14 protein-coding genes are annotated in these 16,738 nt (G+C 68.9%); 9 read left to right on the top strand and 5 right to left on the bottom strand.

Annotation, left to right across the window (positions count from 1 at the left end; genetic code table 11):
• Positions 1-140 precede the first annotated feature (140 nt).
• The 7 genes from ASC79_RS06445 (at position 141) to pseI (ending at position 8,591) form a co-directional block, all read left to right on the top strand.
• The gene (locus ASC79_RS06445; RefSeq protein WP_082531954.1) at positions 141-1,964 is read left to right on the top strand and encodes an NAD(P)/FAD-dependent oxidoreductase; all 1,824 of its coding nucleotides are present in this window, start codon (positions 141-143) and stop codon (positions 1,962-1,964) included.
• A gap of 82 nt (positions 1,965-2,046) precedes the next feature.
• Positions 2,047-2,544, top strand: a complete 498-nt coding sequence (locus ASC79_RS06450) for a DUF2267 domain-containing protein (protein WP_082531955.1) — start codon at positions 2,047-2,049, stop codon at positions 2,542-2,544.
• A gap of 139 nt (positions 2,545-2,683) precedes the next feature.
• The gene (locus ASC79_RS06455) at positions 2,684-4,918 is read left to right on the top strand and encodes a TonB-dependent receptor (RefSeq protein ID WP_056025135.1); all 2,235 of its coding nucleotides are present in this window, start codon (positions 2,684-2,686) and stop codon (positions 4,916-4,918) included.
• Between the two features lie 99 nt (positions 4,919-5,017).
• Complete coding sequence (locus tag ASC79_RS06460; protein WP_056024503.1) at positions 5,018-5,890, top strand: bifunctional 2-polyprenyl-6-hydroxyphenol methylase/3-demethylubiquinol 3-O-methyltransferase UbiG; 873 nt, start codon at positions 5,018-5,020, stop codon at positions 5,888-5,890.
• Between the two features lie 21 nt (positions 5,891-5,911).
• On the top strand, positions 5,912-6,859 hold the full coding sequence (locus ASC79_RS06465; RefSeq protein ID WP_056024500.1) for an ATP-grasp domain-containing protein: 948 nt from the start codon (positions 5,912-5,914) through the stop codon (positions 6,857-6,859).
• Positions 6,856-7,542: an HAD family hydrolase gene (locus ASC79_RS06470; RefSeq protein WP_056024494.1), complete on the top strand. Its 687-nt coding sequence runs from the start codon at positions 6,856-6,858 to the stop codon at positions 7,540-7,542. The genes ASC79_RS06465 and ASC79_RS06470 overlap by 4 nt, the downstream gene beginning before the upstream one ends.
• Positions 7,539-8,591 (top strand): pseudaminic acid synthase, encoded by a 1,053-nt coding sequence (gene pseI, locus ASC79_RS06475; protein ID WP_056024491.1) that lies wholly within the window; start codon positions 7,539-7,541, stop codon positions 8,589-8,591. The genes ASC79_RS06470 and pseI overlap by 4 nt, the downstream gene beginning before the upstream one ends.
• Positions 8,592-8,670: 79 nt before the next feature.
• On the opposite strand, the gene ASC79_RS06480 is transcribed toward pseI, so the two are convergent.
• Positions 8,671-9,303 carry a pseudaminic acid biosynthesis-associated methylase gene (locus ASC79_RS06480; protein WP_056024488.1) on the bottom strand — a complete coding sequence of 211 codons (633 nt, stop codon included), beginning with the start codon at positions 9,301-9,303 and terminating at the stop codon, positions 8,671-8,673.
• 9 nt (positions 9,304-9,312) lie between these two features.
• Positions 9,313-10,008, bottom strand: a complete 696-nt coding sequence (locus ASC79_RS06485) for a cytidylyltransferase domain-containing protein (protein WP_056024485.1) — start codon at positions 10,006-10,008, stop codon at positions 9,313-9,315.
• Positions 10,009-10,173: 165 nt separating this feature from the next.
• Between ASC79_RS06485 and ASC79_RS06490 the strand changes: the two genes are divergently transcribed.
• Positions 10,174-11,040 carry a bifunctional 2-polyprenyl-6-hydroxyphenol methylase/3-demethylubiquinol 3-O-methyltransferase UbiG gene (locus ASC79_RS06490; protein WP_056024482.1) on the top strand — a complete coding sequence of 289 codons (867 nt, stop codon included), beginning with the start codon at positions 10,174-10,176 and terminating at the stop codon, positions 11,038-11,040.
• Positions 11,041-11,046: 6 nt separating this feature from the next.
• On the opposite strand, the gene recQ is transcribed toward ASC79_RS06490, so the two are convergent.
• Positions 11,047-12,912, bottom strand: a complete 1,866-nt coding sequence (gene recQ, locus ASC79_RS06495; protein WP_056024479.1) for a DNA helicase RecQ — start codon at positions 12,910-12,912, stop codon at positions 11,047-11,049.
• 66 nt (positions 12,913-12,978) lie between these two features.
• On the bottom strand, positions 12,979-13,590 hold the full coding sequence (locus ASC79_RS06500; RefSeq protein ID WP_056025133.1) for a TetR/AcrR family transcriptional regulator: 612 nt from the start codon (positions 13,588-13,590) through the stop codon (positions 12,979-12,981).
• Between the two features lie 125 nt (positions 13,591-13,715).
• Here ASC79_RS06500 and ASC79_RS06505 point away from each other — a divergent pair, with 125 nt between their 5' ends.
• On the top strand, positions 13,716-14,933 hold the full coding sequence (locus ASC79_RS06505) for an MFS transporter (protein ID WP_056024476.1): 1,218 nt from the start codon (positions 13,716-13,718) through the stop codon (positions 14,931-14,933).
• A gap of 11 nt (positions 14,934-14,944) precedes the next feature.
• On the opposite strand, the gene ASC79_RS06510 is transcribed toward ASC79_RS06505, so the two are convergent.
• Entirely contained in the window at positions 14,945-16,684 is a 1,740-nt protein-coding gene (locus ASC79_RS06510; RefSeq protein ID WP_056024473.1) for an amidohydrolase family protein, read from the bottom strand.
• Positions 16,685-16,738 lie beyond the last annotated feature (54 nt).

The raw sequence follows: 16,738 nt of genomic DNA on the forward strand, positions 1-16,738 counted from the left end.
TCGTCTTCATCCGCCAACTGAAACGCCATCAGGTGGCGCACAACATCATCTTTCCAGCGCCGCCTGTCACCGACGCTTTCCCATTGCCTTCCGCGAGGGGAACCCAATTTGGATAAAGCGGTATGTTTCGGGAGGTATCGATGGCGGATTCAGCGGAAATCGCGGACGCAGCGACCACGGGACTGGGCTTCGACCCTGAAAAACTGCGTGAGAAATACCGTGCCGAGCGCGACAAACGCCTGCGCGCCGACGGCAACGAGCAGTATGTCGAGATCGCTGGCGACTTCGCCCGCTACCTGGACGACCCCTATGTCGAGCCGGGCTACGCCCGCGCGCCGCTGACCGACGAGGTCGAGGTGGTCGTGATCGGCGGCGGCTTTGGCGGGCTGCTGGCCGCCGCGCGCCTGCGCGAAGCCGGCGTCAAGGATCTGCGCGTCATCGAAAAGGGCGGCGACTTCGGCGGCACCTGGTACTGGAATCGCTACCCCGGCGCGGCCTGCGACGTCGAAAGCTACGTCTACCTGCCGCTGTTGGAAGAGACCGGCTACATGCCGGTCGAGAAGTACACGCGCGCGCCGGAGATCTTGGCCCACAGCCGCGCGATCGCCCAGCAGTACGACCTCTATTCCAACGCCTGCCTGCAGACCGAGGTCACCGGCATGACCTGGGACGACGCCTCAGGCCGCTGGATCATCACCACCAACCGCGGCGACGCCATGAAGGCCCGGTTCGTGACCATGGCCAACGGTCCGCTGCACCGGCCCAAGCTGCCCGGGATCCCAGGCGTCGACACCTTCAAGGGCCACACCTTCCACACCAGCCGCTGGGACTATGACTACACCGGCGGAGATTCGAACGGCGGCCTGACCGGCCTGGCCGGCAAGCGCGTCGGGATCATCGGCACCGGCGCCACGGCAGTGCAGTGCGTGCCGCACCTCGGCGCGGGCGCCCGCCACCTCTACGTCTTCCAGCGCACGCCCTCGTCGATCGACGTGCGCAACAACCGCCCGACCGATCCTGCGTGGGCCGGCAGCCTGGCCCCGGGCTGGCAGCAAGCGCGGATGGACAACTTCAACACCCTGGTCACCGGCGGCTTCGCGCAGGAGGACCTGGTCAACGACGGCTGGACCGACATCATCCGCAACCTCGGCATGATCGCGCGCAACCGCAACGCCGCGGCCGGCGTGCAGGACCCAGGCGAACTGGTGCAGCTGGCCGACTTCCAGAAGATGGAGCAGATCCGCGGCCGCGTGGATTCGGTGATCCACGACCAAGCCACCGCCGAGGCCCTGAAGCCATACTACAATCAGTTCTGCAAGCGCCCCTGTTTCCACGACGAGTATCTGGACACCTTCAATCGCCCGAACGTTACGCTGGTCGATACGCAAGGCCGCGGCGTCGAGGCGATCACCGAAAAGGGCGTGGTGGCCGGCGGCGTGGAGTACGAGCTCGACTGCCTGATCTTCGCGACCGGCTTCGAGGTCGGCACCTCCTACGCCCGCCGCGCCGGTTACGAAGTGGTCGGACGCGGCGGCGTCACCCTGACTGAAAAGTGGGCCGACGGCGTCGCCACGCTGCACGGCATGCACAGCCGCGCCTTCCCGAACTGCTTCATCATGAGCAACACCCAGTCGGGCTTCACGGTGAACTACCCGCACATGCTCAACGAGCAGGCCAAGCACATCGGCTACATCCTCCAGACCTGCGCCGAGCGCGGCGTCACCGTGGTCGAGGCCTCGCAGGCGGCCGAGGACGAGTGGGTCGAGACGATCGTCTCCTCGGCCCTGCAGCGCGCCAAGTTCGCCGAGGAATGCACCCCCGGCTACTACAACAACGAGGGCCAACCCTCGGCCCTGGCCGCGCGCAACGGGCCCTACGGCAAGGGACCGATCGCTTTCGTGAAGATCCTGGAAGACTGGCGCGAAAACGGGACGTTGGCGGGGCTGGAGACCACCTCGCGCTAGCGCGGATCACGAACGCGCGCAGGCTGGAACATCCATCGGCGGCGGACGGTTGGCTGATCGTCCGCCACCGAAGGAGGCAGCCATGAGCGTCAACGGCCTGGACGTCTTCGACAGGACCCTGCACACGACCAACGCCTGGCTCAAGGAGCTGTCCGAAGAGCTGGAGGTCGATCGGCACGCGGCCTGGAAAGTCCTCAGCGTCGTCCTGCACAAGCTTCGCGACCGCCTGCCGGTGGACCTCTCGGCCCACCTCGGCTCGCAACTTCCGCTGCTGATCCGCGGCGTCTATTACGACCAGTACCAGCCGGCCAGGCAGCCCAGCCGCTGCAGCAGCCTGGACGAGTTCGTCGACGAGGTCGGCGAGTGGTTGACCGACGCCAAGAGCATCGATCCGCGCCGCGCCATCGAGGCGGTCTGCCACGTGCTGTCGCGCCATCTGGCGCCCGGCCAGGTCGACAAGGTGCGGGCCAACCTGCCCAAGGCGCTGCGCGTGCTCTGGAGCGCGCCGGCCGAGACCCCGCCACGCCGCCGCCCGGTCAAGGCGGCGCAGGACGCCGCCGCCATGGCGACCGGCATCTAGGCGCCGCAGCCACAATGCGAGGCGTCGGCGCCACAGACGCGGCGTGTCGTATCGATGACGCTTGGGTTACGCTTTCGCGACTCTCCTAAGCCCCCTAAAACGCAGCACAATCGCTGCTTGGGGGACCCAGCCAATGACCATGCGTACGCGTTTCTTGAACAAGGCCGCGCACGCAGCGCTGGCCACCGCCGCCGGCCTGGCCGTCTTCGCGCCGGCCCAGGCCCTCGCCCAGGACACCGAACTGGGCGAAGTCGTCGTCACCGCCCAGAAGCGCTCGGAAAACCTCAATGACGTGCCGGTCTCGGTGACCGCCATCTCGGCCGAAAAGCTCGAGGTGCTCCAGTCTTCCGGCGGCGACATCCGGGTGTTCTCGGCCCGCATCCCCAACGTGACGCTGGAATCCAGCTACGCCCGCATCTTCCCGCGGCCCTACATCCGCGGGCTCGGCAACACCGATTTCGACTTCAACGCCTCGCAACCGGTCTCCTTCGTCTACGACGAGGTGGTGATGGAGAACCCGGTGCTGAAGAGCTTCCCGCTGTTCGACATCGAGCAGGTCGAGGCCCTGCGCGGCCCGCAAGGCACCCTGTTCGGACGCAATACGCCCGCCGGCGTCCTGAAGTTCGACTCGGCCAAGCCGACCCAGACCTTCGGCGGCTACGCCCAGGCCTCCTACGCCACCTTCGGCACCATCAACCTGCAGGGCGCGGTGTCCGGCCCGATCATCGACGGCGTGCTCGCCGGACGCCTGTCGGGCATCTACATGCACCGCGACGACTGGATCGATAACGGCTTCACCGGCAGGGACGACGTCACCGGCGGCTACGACCAGAGCGCCTTCCGCGGCCAGCTTCTGTTCACGCCGACCGAGGCGTTCAGCGCCCTCTTGAACCTGCACTACACCAAGCTCGACGGGTCGCCGCAGATCTTCCGCGCCAACATCATCCAGCAGGGGACCAACGACTTCGTCCCCGGCTTCGACCGCGAGAAGATCTACCAGGACGCCCAGCCGCGCACCGGCCAGACCATGGAAGGCTCTGGCGCCAACGTGAAGCTGACCTACGATTTTGGCGAGGAAGGTCCGACCCTGACCTCGATCACCGCCTACGAACACGTGACCGCCTATTCGCGCGGCGACGTCGACGGCGGCTTCGGCGCGGTCTTCGCCCCGCCCTCGGGCCCGGGCCTGATCCCGTTCACGGCCGAGAGCGCCGACGGCGTGCCCTATCACGCCCAGTGGAGCCAGGAAGTCCGGCTGGCCGGCGACTACGCCGGGGTGAACTACACGGTCGGCGCCTTCTACTTCTTCGAAGATCTGAAGATCGACAGCATCAACTTCGACACCCTGGCCAATGGCGCCCGCAACGGCTTCGCCTACCAGCATCAGAAGACCAAGGCCTGGGCGCTATTCGCCAACGCCGACTACCAGCTGACCGACCAGCTGACCGTCGGCGGCGGCATCCGCTACTCCAACGACAAGAAGGAGTTCATCGCCCAGCAGACGCTGTCGCCGATCGGCCTGCCGCCGACCGCGATCCTGGCCGCCGATCCGGAAAGCGACGACGTCAGCTTCAACCTCAGCGCCACCTATGCGGTGAACGACGACGTCAACCTCTACGCCCGCATCGCCAAGGGCTACCGCGCCCCATCGATCCAGGGCCGGCTGCTGTTCGGCTCGACCATCTCGGTCGCCGACACCGAGACCCTGATGTCCTACGAGGCCGGCTTCAAGGCCGACCTGTTCGACCGCCGGGCCCGTGTCGACGCATCGGTCTACTACTACAAGGTCGACGACATGCAGCTGACCGCCGTCGGCGGCGGCGCCAACTTCAACCGCCTGGTCAACGCCCAGAACGCCGAGGGCTACGGCTTCGAGTTCAACGGCGAAGCCAACCCGATCGCGCATCTGCTGCTGACCGCGGGCCTGTCCTACAGCCACACCGAAATCAAGGATTCGGCCCTGGCCATTCAGCCGTGCGGCGCGCCCTGCACCGTGCTCGACCCTGCCGGTCTGCCCGGCACGGTGCTGGTCGACGGCAACAGCCTGCCCAACGCCCCGCGCTGGATCGCCAACATCACCGCCCGCTACGCCATCCCGTTCCGCGACGGCGAGTTCTACGCCTACACGGACTGGGCCTACCGCTCGAAGATCAACTTCTTCCTCTACCGCTCGGTCGAATTCACGGACGACAAGCTGCTCGAAGGCGGCCTGCGCCTGGGCTACGCCACCGACGACGGCAAGTGGGACGCGGCGGTGTTCGCCCGCAACATCACCGACGACGAGAGCCTGGAAGGCGGCATCGACTTCAACAACCTGACCGGCTTCGTGAACGACCCGCGCACCATCGGCGTCGAGCTGAAGACCCGGTTCTGATCGCGGTCGAGGCGAGGGGGCGACCCCTCGCCGCACCCAGATTGACGGAGCCTTAACTACGCTCAGGGGCAGATGACGCGTCGAATTGGGAGCGCCGCCTTGAGCCTCAAACTTGTCGAACGGCCCGAGGGCTATTTCGAGATCGAACCTCGCCCGACCCCGGACGAGCTCGCCGCCTATTATCGCGACAAGTACTTCGGCGCGACCGACGGGCGCACGCCCTACGCCCACGGCTACACGGCCGAAGAACTCGAGCACAAGCTGCTGCAGCCCGCCGAGACCGAGCAGGTCTGGGGCCGCGCGCCCGGCCGCCTGCTCGAGGTCGGCGTCGGCGAGGGCTTCACCCTCGACTACTTTTTGAAGCGCGGCTGGCAGGCCAAGGGCCTGGACTTCACCGACGACGGCGTCCGCGAGTTTCATCCGCACCTGGCCGAGCACCTGATGCTGGGCGACGCCTTCGCCCTGCTCGACGAGGAGATCGCCAAGAGCGAGGTCTACGATCTGGTGATCTGCAACAACGTCCTGGAACACGTCATCGACCCGATGGGCCTGCTGCAGCGGCTGCGCGCCATCGTCGCGCCGGGCGGCCTGCTGCGCGTCGCCGTGCCCAACGACGGCTCCTGGCTGCAGGACCAGATCGTCAAGCGCGAGCTGGCCGATCCGGAGTTCTGGCTCGCCGCCCCCGACCACCTCAACTACTTCAACACCGACACCCTGCCCCGCGCCCTGGCCGCCAACGGCTGGGAAGTGGTCGAGCACCTGGGCGAATTCCCCATCGACATCTTCCTGCTCAATCCGGACACCGGCTACATGCGTGACCGCAGCAAGGGGCGGAACTGCCACTTCACCCGCGTCGCCTTCGAGATGGGCCTCTGGCGCGAGCGGTCTCTGGACGCGGTGATCGAGTTCCGGCGCGGCTGCGCGCGGGCCGGCGTCGGCCGCAATCAGACCGCCTACGCCCGGCCGGTCTAGGCGCGGGATCGGCGGGCGGCGATGAACGTCCTCATCCTCAGCGCCGCCGCCAAGGTCCTTCTGATCCAGGCGTTCCAGGCCGCCGCCCATCCGCTGGGCGGGCGGGTGCTGGCCGCGGACCTCGCCCGCGACAACGCCGCCCTGTTCGCCGCCGACCAGGCGCTGATCCTGCCGCGCAGCGACGACCCGAGCTTCGTGGAAGCACTTGCCCGGTCCTGCGCCCAGCACGCCGTCGGCCTGGTTGTTCCGACCCGCGACGGCGAACTGGCCATGCTCTCGTCGGCCCGCGAGCGCCTCGCCGCGCAAGGCGTCACCGTCCTGGCGCCCTCGCAGGACGCCCTGGCCGTCTGCCGCGACAAACGCCGCTTCAGCCAGGCCTGTCAGGACCTGGGCCTGCAAACGCCCCGGACCTTCGCGCCCGGCGAGACCCCCGACCGCTTCCCGGTCTTCGTGCGCCCGGTGGACGGCGCCGGCGGCCGCGGCGCCCGCCGGGTCGACGGTCCCGCCGACATGCCGACTGGCGAGGACCTGCTGGTCCAGGCCTTCGACAGCGGCCCGGAGTTCACCATCGATGTGCTGATGAGCCTGGACGGGGCGCCGCTTCAGGCGGTGGCGCGCCGCCGGCTGCAGGTCCAAGGCGGCGAGGCGACCAAGTCGCGCACCGAGGACATTCCGGCCCTGGCCGACCGGGCGCTGAAGCTCTGCGCCGCCCTGGGCCTCGTCGGGCACAATGTCGTGCAGGCCTTCCACGACGAAGCGGGCACGCGATTCATCGAGATCAATCCGCGCTTTGGCGGCGCCTCGAACCTCTCGATCCACGCGGGCCTCGCCTCGCCCGAACGCATCCTGCAGATGGTGCGCGGCCAGGACGCCGAGGCCGCCCGCCCCCGCCCGATCGTCTATGGCCTGACCATGCTGCGCTACGCCCAGGACCGCATCGTCACCGACGCGGAGCTGGCCGGCCTGTGATCTCCACCCTGCTCATCGACCTGGACGACACGCTCTACGACGAGCGGACCTACGTGCTGTCCGGCTTTCGGGCCGTCGCCGCCGACCTCGCGCGGCGACACCCGCGCCTTGACGAGGCCGCGCTCGCCGCCGGCATGGAGGCCGAGCTCGACGCCCATGGCCGCGGCCGCACCTTCGACGTCGTGCTGGCCCAGGCGGGCCTGCCGGCCACCCCGGCGCTGATCGCCGAACTGGTCGGCGTCTATCGCGACCACCGCCCGCAGATCGGCCTGTGGCCCGGCGTCGCCGACACCCTCGCCGCGCTCGCCAAGTCCTATCGGCTGGCCATCGTTACTGACGGCTTGGCGCTGATGCAGTCGCGCAAGGTCGAGGCGCTCGGCGTCGCCGATCTGGTCGACGAGGTGCTGCTCTGCTGGGAGCACGAGGCGCCCAAGCCCGATCCGGCCTGCTATCTTGAGGCGCTGCGCCGGCTCGACGCCTTCCCGGCCCAGGCCGTGGTGATCGGCGACAATCCCGGCCACGACATGGCCGCCGCCGCCGCCGTCGGCTGCCGCTCGGTGCGGGTGCGGACCGGCAAGTACGCGACCCAGGGCCACGGCGATTTCCCGCCCGACGCCGAGGTCGCAAGTTTCGTGGAGATCGCCCCGCTGCTGGCGCATCTCGAACCTGGAGGCGCCGCGTGAGCCAACCCATCGTCAGCATCGCCGGCCGCAAGATCGGGCCCGGTCATCCGCCCTACATCGTGGCCGAGATGTCCGGGAACCATAACGGCGAGATCGAGCGCGCCCTGGCCCTGATCGACGCAGCCAAGGCGGCCGGCGCCGATGCGGTGAAGCTGCAGACCTACACCGCCGACACCATCACCATCGACCATGACGGCCCCGGCTTCACGGTCCACGGAGGCCTCTGGGACGGACGGCGGCTCTACGACCTCTATGAGGAAGCCCACACCCCCTGGGACTGGCACGCGCGGCTGTTCGCCCATGCCCGGGAGATCGGCATCACCGTCTTCTCCTCGCCTTTCGATCCGACCGCCGTGGATCTGCTCGAGAGCCTGGGCGCGCCAGCCTACAAGATCGCCTCGTTCGAGCTGGTGGACATCCCGCTCATCGAGCTTTGCGCGCGCACCGGCAAGCCGCTGATCATGTCGACGGGCCTCGCCTCACCGGCCGAGATCGCCGAGGCGGTGGCCGCCGCGCGGGGCGCCGGAGCCAGCGAGATCATCGTGCTCCACTGCAACAGCGGCTATCCGACCCCGCCGTCGGACATGAACCTGCTGACCCTGCCGCATCTGGCCGCCCAGCACGGCGTCGTCACCGGTCTCTCCGACCACACCATGGGCGTCACCGCCTCGGTGGCGGCGGTGGCGCTCGGCGCCTGCTTCATCGAAAAGCACTTCACCCTCAGCCGCGCCGAGGGCGGGGTCGACTCCGACTTCTCGCTGGAGCCGGCCGAGCTGGAAAGGCTTGTGGTGGAGTGCCGCGACGCCTGGCTGGCGCTCGGCTCGGTGCGCTACGACGAGGCCCCGTCCGAGGCCTCCAGCCGCGACCACCGCCGCTCGCTCTATGTGGTCGCCGAGGTCGCCGCGGGCGAGGAACTTACCCCCGCCAACGTTCGCTCGATCCGCCCCGGCTTCGGCCTGCCGCCCAAGCACCTGCCGGAAATCCTGGGCCGCAAGGCGACCCGCGCCCTGCCCCGCGGCGCGCCGCTGGACTGGACGATGGTGGAGTAGGCGGCGGGCCAATCGACCCACCACCGTGTCATTCCGGTCTTCGGCTGCGCCGAAACCGGGATGACACCGCTCTCTAAGGCTAGCCCTTCCGGAACAGCCACCAGGTCGCATCGTCCAGGCCCGTCGCGCGCTTCCAGAAGAAGCCGTAGTCCACCAGCTGCAGGTCCGGGAAGCGGTCCATGTAGAGGCCGCCGAAGTCGTTCTTGAACAGCAGGCCCTCGTGGCCGCGATAGCTCAGCGTCTCGGGCCGCGGCGAGAAGTACTCGGCGCACAGCACGTACTTCGACGACACCCGGTGAATCTCGTCCATCGTCGCTGGCAGCCGCGAAGGATCCACATGGATCAGCACGCCCGTGGTGAAGGCCATCTCCACCGCACCGTCGGCCAACGGGATCTTGTCGCCGAAGCCTTCGTACAGCCGCTCGGCGGGCAGGATGCCGTCGGCCAGCACCCGCGCCCGCGCCGTGGCGTTCGGTTCGATAGCCGACAGTTCGGCCCCCAGCAGCCGCGGCATGACCCGCAGGTTGAGGCCAAGGTTGCAGCCGACCTCCAGGATGGTCTTGGGCGGATCGCCCGCGAAGGCCTGGGCGAAGCGGCCCCACATGAAGGTGCGCGCGCGCAGCGCCTCGTCGGAGGCGACGTTGCGCTCGGTATATTCGGCGCCGAAATCTCCCGCCCAGGCGGACTTCGGGTCGGCGGTGGCGCCAGTCATGGGAGGCTCCTAAAGCTCAGGTTCGAAATGGGAGAAAGGCAGCGCCCGGATGTCGTCGGACGTGAAGTCTGGCTTGGTCGGATAGAGCGCCGCATAGACCTTCTTGACGAAGGCGAAGTCCTCGGGCGTATCGACGGTCCAGCGCAGCGCGCTCTCGTCATTGGCCTGGACCAGCTCGCCCTGGGTGAAGCGCTCGGGATTGCGATAGAGGAACGGCGTCACGTGCTCGCGGTCATAGGGATCTTGCGTTTCGCGTCCCGCGATCAGCAGCCCCGCCGCATCGAACACCTCGACGTCCAGGCCCCGCGGATAGGTCCGATTGCGGCCGTTGGAGCAGTAGTCGACCGCGAGACTGGCCTGCAGCCGCACGCAATCGTCGATGACGCCGGCGTCGGCCAGCGGACAGTCGGCGGTCAGGCGCACGACTTGGCCGCTCACGCCCAGGGCCTCGATCGCCCCGACATAGCGGCCCAGCACGTCGGCCAGCGGGCCGCGATGGACCTCGATCTCGATGCTCTGGAGGAAGCTCGCCAGCCCGTCGTCGCTGGCGTCGTCGCTGGTCGCGACAATCAGGCGCGACAGGGTCGCGCTGCGGCGCAGGCGCTCGATCTGGCGCTCGACCATCGGCCGCCCCGCCAGCGGCTTCATCACCTTGCCTGGCAGCCGCGACGAACTCATCCGCGCCTGCAGGATCGCGACCGCCATACCCGCACCCCCGTAACGGCGCGAGGTTAGGGCCAGAGCCTTTCGCCGTCCTTAACCGTATCGTCGCGGCGGCCGGCGCGGTCTTTACGCCGCAGCCCGGCTCGCGCTACCTCCCGGGGCCGCGGCAAGTCCGTCGCGCCGCTCATCAGTCGAAGAGATTCCGAGATGTTGTCCGACAACGCCCGCGTAATCGCAGCCCTCGAGAAACAAGCCGCCAAGGGCGCATCGGTCGAGACGATCCTGGCGGGCCTGCGCAAGGAGCTGTCGCTCGACGCCTTTGGCCTGCTGATGATCAGCCTGCCGCGCAAGGACCTGCCCGCCCTCTCCAAGCTGCTGCCGCGTATGGCCAGCGACGAGACCCAGCGCAACTTCACCGGCAACGCCGGCGAGGACCTGCTGAAGCAGACGGCCAGCTTCGTGCGCGCCCTGGCCTACAACTACGCCGCCCTGCGCAACCGCTCGCTCTCCGACGCCAAGATCCTCGACTATGGCTGCGGCTACGGCCGGATCACGCGAATGATGTACTACTATACCGACCCGGCGAACCTGTGGTCGGTCGATCCGTGGGACGTGGCGATCGACTTCTGCCGCGAGGCGGGAATGCTCGGCAACCTGGCGCAGTCGGATTACCTGCCCAAGAGCCTGCCGGCTCCGGAAAAGGGCATCGACGTGATGTTCGCTTTCTCGGTGTTCACCCACACCTCGCGCTCGGCGACCGACGCGGCGCTCTCGGCGATGCGCAAGCACATCGCCGACGACGGTCTGCTGGCGATCACCATCCGTGCGCCGGAATACTGGGAGGCCGATCCGCAATACGCCGCCGACGCCAAGCGCCTGCAGGCGCTGCACGCCAAGGAAGGCTTCGCCTACGTCCCGCACCTGCGCGACACCGTCGAGGGAGAGGCCACCTATGGCGACACCTCGATGACCCTCGACTTCCTGGCCGCCAACTATCCCGACTGGAAGATCGTGCAGACCGACTGGTCGCTGGCCGACGTCCACCAGCGCTACGTCTTCCTGCAGCCCGCCTAAGGGCCGCTAGACGTCCATTCCGCGCAGCACGGCCAGCACCGCCTCGCCGTAGCGCTGCAGCTTGCCTTCGCCGACGCCCGAGATCGCGCCCAGCGCAGGCAGGTCGCCCGGCTTGCGCCCGGCGATCTCCGCCAGGGTCCGGTCGTGGAAGATCACGTACGGCGGCAGGTGCTGGCGGGCCGCCTCGTCGCGGCGCCAGGCGCGCAGCGCCTCGAAGATCGGCTGATCGTGCGGCTCGACGGAGGCTGGCGCGGCCCCGCCCTTGCGCCGGCTGCTGGTCCGTGCCCGAGGCTCCGGCTCATGCGGCTTGCGCAGCGAAACCTGGCGCTCGCCGCGATAGATCGCCTTCACCCCGTCGGCGTCGCCCAGCCCGATCAGCGGCCGCCCGTCATTGGGGTCCTCGCGCAGCAGCCCGTCGAACAGCAGCTGGTCAATCAGGTCGCGCCATGCGATGGCGCTCAGCTCCTGGCCGATTCCGAACGTGGTCAGGCCCGCCTCGAACCCCGACGGGTCCTTGGTCTTGCCCAGCAGGTGATCGACCAGACGCCCGCGCCCGAACCGGCCGCCCATGCGGTGCACCGCCGACAGCGCCATCTGCGCGGGCCGGCTCGCATCCACCGTCTCCACCTCGCCCAGGCACAGGTCGCACTGACCGCAGGCCTTCACCCCCTCCTCGCCGAAGTAGCGGCGCACAGCGGCGGCGCGGCAGGTCGTGCCGTCCAGCATGGCGTAGAGCTGGCGGACCTTGCGGCCCTGGACCTGCTTGACGCTTTCGTCGACGTCGCGGCCGTCCAACCGCCGGAACGCCCAGGCCATGTCGGCTGAGCCATAGAGGGTGATGCCCTCGGCCGGATCGCCGTCGCGTCCGGCGCGGCCGATCTCCTGCCAATAGGCCTCGATCGAGGCCGGCGGATCGGCGTGGATCACATAGCGCACGTCGGGCTTGTCGACGCCCATGCCGAAGGCGATGGTCGCGACCATCACCGCCTCGTCGGCCTCGAGGAACTTCTCCAGCCGGTCGGCGCGGACGTTCTTGTCCAGGCCCGCGTGATAGGCCAGGGCAGGAACCCCCGCCCCGCGCAGCGCCTCGGCCAGCTTGTCGACCCCATCGCGCGAGCCGGCATAGACCACGCCCGAGCGCCCCGGCCGCGCGGCGACCAGTTCCAGCACTCGTTTGTGGCCTGCGCCCCGCTTGCGCTCGGCCGACAGCGCCAGCTCCGGCCGCGCGAAGCTGGCCACGAACTCAGCCGAGTCCTCCAGCCGCAATTCGGCGCGGATGTCCTCGCGGGTCCGATTGTCGGCGGTGGCGGTGACCGCCAGCCGCGGCACGCCCGGAAAGATGTCGGCCAGCCGACCCAGCATCCGGTATTCGGGCCGGAAGTCGTGGCCCCACTGGCTCACGCAGTGCGCCTCGTCGATGGCCAGCAGCGCCAGCGGAACCCGCGACAGGCGCTCCAGCATCGAGGGCTGCATCAAGCCTTCCGGCGAGATGTAGAGCAGGTCCAGCTCGCCGCGGTCGATCCGCTCCCAGGTCTCGGCCCGCTCCCAGGCCTCGCCGGTGGAGTCGAGCTTGGCGGCGGCGACACCCGATTGCTGCAGGCCCGCCACCTGGTCGGTCATCAGCGCGATCAGCGGCGAAACCACCAGGCCCAGGCCGGGGCGCATCATGGCGGGGATCTGGTAGCAGACGCTCTTGCCGCCGCCGGTCGGCAGCACGGCCATGGCGCTGCGTCCGGCCAGAACCTCGGCGATCACCTCGGCCTGCCGCCCCCGAAAATCGGGATGCCCGAAGGTGCGGCGCAGGATCTCCCGCGCACCGTCCAGGTTCGGCGTTTCGTCGAGTTCAAACCGCGGCGCGAGGGAGGCGACCATCCGATGGCTTATGGCCTGCGTCGGCGGTCAGGGCCATGGGGAATGGCGCCGCGCCGCGTGCGCCGGCTACTCGGCCGCGGCCCCAGGTCTGCGCAGCAGTCCTTCCATCAAGGCCCGGAACACCGGAACGGCCTTGCGGGACGCCGCCTCGGCGTCAGGGGCGTTGGCGATCCACATGGCGGCGTCTGTCGAAGCGCCGGAGATCAACCGCGCGGCGACATCGGCGTCGATGTCGTCCTTCACCGTTCCATCCGCCTGCAGCTGCTCCAGATTGGCTCGGATCGTGGCGATGCAACCGTCGGCGCTGGGCCAGCCTGACGGGTCGCCAAGCACCGCCGGGCCGTCGCGCAGTATGATCCGCTGGATCTCCGGCTCCAGCGCCATCTCGACGTATCCGATGTTCTCCAGCACGAAGCCTTCCCACGGGGTGGTCGCCGCGGCGGAGATCGCCTTGAGCCGTTCGGCCATCTCGGAGTCGATCTGGCTCACCACCGCCTCCAGAAGGCCCTTCTTGTCGCCGAAGTGGTGATAGAGCGCGCCCCGCGTCAGGCCGGCCTCGGCCGTAAAATCGTCCATCGAGGCGTCGGCATAGCCCAGTTCGCCAAACGCCTTGCGCCCGGCGGCGATCAGCTTGGCGCGGGTTTCGGCGATCATCTCGGGGCGCGATCTTCGCGTCATCTGAAACTCCGGGCAAAAAGCGGCGGCGGCCATTGACATACGCAACGTATGTAACCACCTCGCCGACATACGAAGCGTATGTAGGACTTTGGAACATGCGCCGCCATCATGGAAAGGCCAGGGCCATGCCCAATCCCTATCGCGAAATCTTCCGGGCGCCCGGGACCAAGGGGTTCGCCGCCGCCGGCTTCGTGGCGCGGCTTCCGATCGCCATGGCCCCCATCGGGATCGTCACCATGCTGTCCCAGGCCCGCGGCGAGTACTGGCTTGCGGGAGCGGTCGCCGCCGTCTTCACGCTCACCAATGCGTTCGCCGCGCCGCAGATTTCGCGTCTCGTCGACCGTTTCGGTCAAAGCCGGCTCCTGGCGCCGACGGCGGCGATCTCCGTCCTGGCGTTCGGCGCCCTGATCCTCGCCTCTCGGCTGGACTGGCCGACCTGGACCCTGTTCGCGTCGGCGCTGCTCGCGGCCGCCATGCCCAGCATACCGGCCATGGTGCGAGCGCGGTGGACCGAGATCTTCCGCGACCGGCCCGAGCTGAACACCGCCTTCGCGTTTGAATCGGTCGCCGACGAACTGGTCTACATCGCCGGCGCGTCGCTCTCGGTCGGCCTCAGCGTGGCCGTCTTCCCCGAAGCCGGGCTTCTGGCCTCGACCATTTTCCTGGCCGCTGGAATGACCGCATTCGTGCTCCAGCGCGCAACAGAACCGAAGGTCAGGGCGACCTCGACGCGATCGCGCACATCGGCCATCGCCCTGCGGCCAGTCCAGATCATCACCGCCGCCCTGATCTTCGTCGGCGCGATCTTCGCGACCGCCGAGGTCAGCACCGTCGCCCTGACGAGGGAGCTCGGCCAACCTGACGCCGCCAGCCTGGTGATCGGCGTGTACGCGCTCGGCTCCTTCATCGTCGGACTGATCATTGGAGCCTTGAACCTGAAGGTTCCCCTGCACCGCCAACTGCTGGCCGCGCTGGGCGTCGTGCTGCTGACTACCCTGCCCCTGCTGCTGGCCGGCAGCGTGCCCGTGCTGGCCGGCGCGATCTTTCTCAGCGGCGTGGCGATCTCGCCGACCTTCATCACCGCCTTCGGCCTGATCGAGCGACGCGTGCCGCCCGAGGCGCTGACCGAGGGCGTGACCTGGGTGATGACCGGCATCGGCATCGGGATGGCGCTGGGGGCTTTCGTCTCCGGGTTGGTCGTCGACGCCTTCGGCCCCCGCAGCGGCTTCTGGGTGTCGGTGGTCGCGGCGAGTTCGGCTCTGCTGATCGTCACCCTGGGCCAACGCGTCCTGGGCGAGAGCCGGGTCGACGCCGCAGGCGCAAGCCCCGTCCCGGCGGAATGATCGCTCTGCGGCTACTCAGCCGCGATCGCCGCCGGGGCCGCCTGCGCGCCGCGCAGCAGCCGGCCGGGCAAGGCCCCGGTCGGCTCGCCGTCGCGATAGGTCACCTCGCCCGCCACGATGGTCGCCACATAGCCTTCGGCCCGCTGGATCAGCCGTCGCCCGCCGGCCGGCAGGTCGTAGGCCACCCGCGGCGACTCCAGGCTCAGGCGCTCATAGTCGATGACGTTGAGGTCGGCGCGGTAGCCGGGCGCCACCAGGCCCCGGTCGTGCAGGCCCAGCGCCGCGGCGGTGTCGTGGCTCTGCATCCGCACCATGGTCTCCAGCGGCAGCTTGGGTCCGCGCGTGCGATCCCGCGTCCACAGCGTCAGGTTCGAGGTCGGGAACGAGCCGTCGCAAATCATCCCCACATGCGCCCCGCCGTCCGACAGCCCCGGCACGGTGTCCGGGTGGCTCAGCATCTCGAACGATGGGTCCAGCGAGCCGCCCGCATAGTTGAGGAACGGCAGGTACAGCATCCCGCGCCCGCCGTTGGTCAGCATGTGCTCCAGCGCCAGCTCCTCGGGCCGCACGCCGCGGGCGTCAGCCAGGGCCAGCACCGTGCGGTCGGGGGTCTGCTCGTAGTCCGGCGTCTCGCCCATCAGGAACATGACCTTCCAGTTCTGGGTCATGTTGGCGGCGAAGGCGGCCGAGGCCTGGCTGCCCTCGCTCAGCAGCTGGGCGCGGAATGTGGGATCAGCCAGCTTCGCCGCGCGCTCGGCCAACGGCTGGCCGGCGATCGCCTTGTAGCTCGGATAGTGGGTGAACGGATTGAGCGTCAGCTCCAGCCCGAACAGCACCCCGACCGGCCGCCCGCAGACCTGGGCGCGCATCGGCAGTCCGGCCGCGCTGGCCTCCTCCAGCCGGTCGAGCAACAGCCGCCACTGAGCCGGCTGGATCGGGCTCTGCACCAGCGAGAACGACAGCGGTCGCCCCGAGGTCTCGACGATCCGCCGCAACATGGCGAACTCGGCCTCCGGATCGCCGAAGTCGGAGACGAACTGCAGCGCGCCCTTGCCCGCCGCCGCCAGTCCCATGGCGATCCCGGTCAGCTCGTCCTCGGAGGCGGTCAGGGTCGGGGTCGGCTGGCCGTCGCTGGTCCGGTGGTTGAGCGTCCTCGAGGTGGAAAAGCCCAGCGCCCCGGCCTCGACCGCGCCCTTGGCGATGGCGGCCATCGCGGCGATGTCGGCCGGCGTCGCGTCTTCACGGTTGGCGCCGCGCTCGCCCATCACGAACACCCGCAGCGCCGCATGCGGCAACTGCGCGCCGATGTCGACGTCGAAGCTTCGCCCGTCCAGGCTGTCGAGATAGTCGGGAAAGCTCTCCCAGTTCCAGGGCAGGCCCTCGGTCAGCACCGGGAATGGGATGTCCTCGACGCCCTCCATCAGCCGCACCAGCCGGTCGTGGTCGGCGGGCTTGCAGGGCGCGAAGCCGACCCCGCAGTTGCCCATCACCACCGTCGTCACCCCGTGCCAGGACGAGGGCTGCATGTGGCGGTCCCAGGTCGCCTGGCCGTCGTAATGGGTGTGAATGTCGACAAAGCCCGGCGTCACCAGCTTGCCGCGGGCGTCGATCTCTTCGGCCCCGGCGCCGGCGACCTTTCCGACCTGGACGATCAGCCCGTCCTTGACCGCGACGTCGGCCTCGAACGCCTTCCCGCCCGAGCCGTCCACGAGCATGCCGCCCCGGATGACGAGGTCATAGGCCCGTTCCATGGCGCTCTCCCTGATGCCGTCTTGTGATCGACGTTCAGGAGCGATTACCCGCCC

It is taken from the genome of Phenylobacterium sp. Root1290 (assembly GCF_001425305.1).
Lineage (GTDB): Bacteria > Pseudomonadota > Alphaproteobacteria > Caulobacterales > Caulobacteraceae > Phenylobacterium.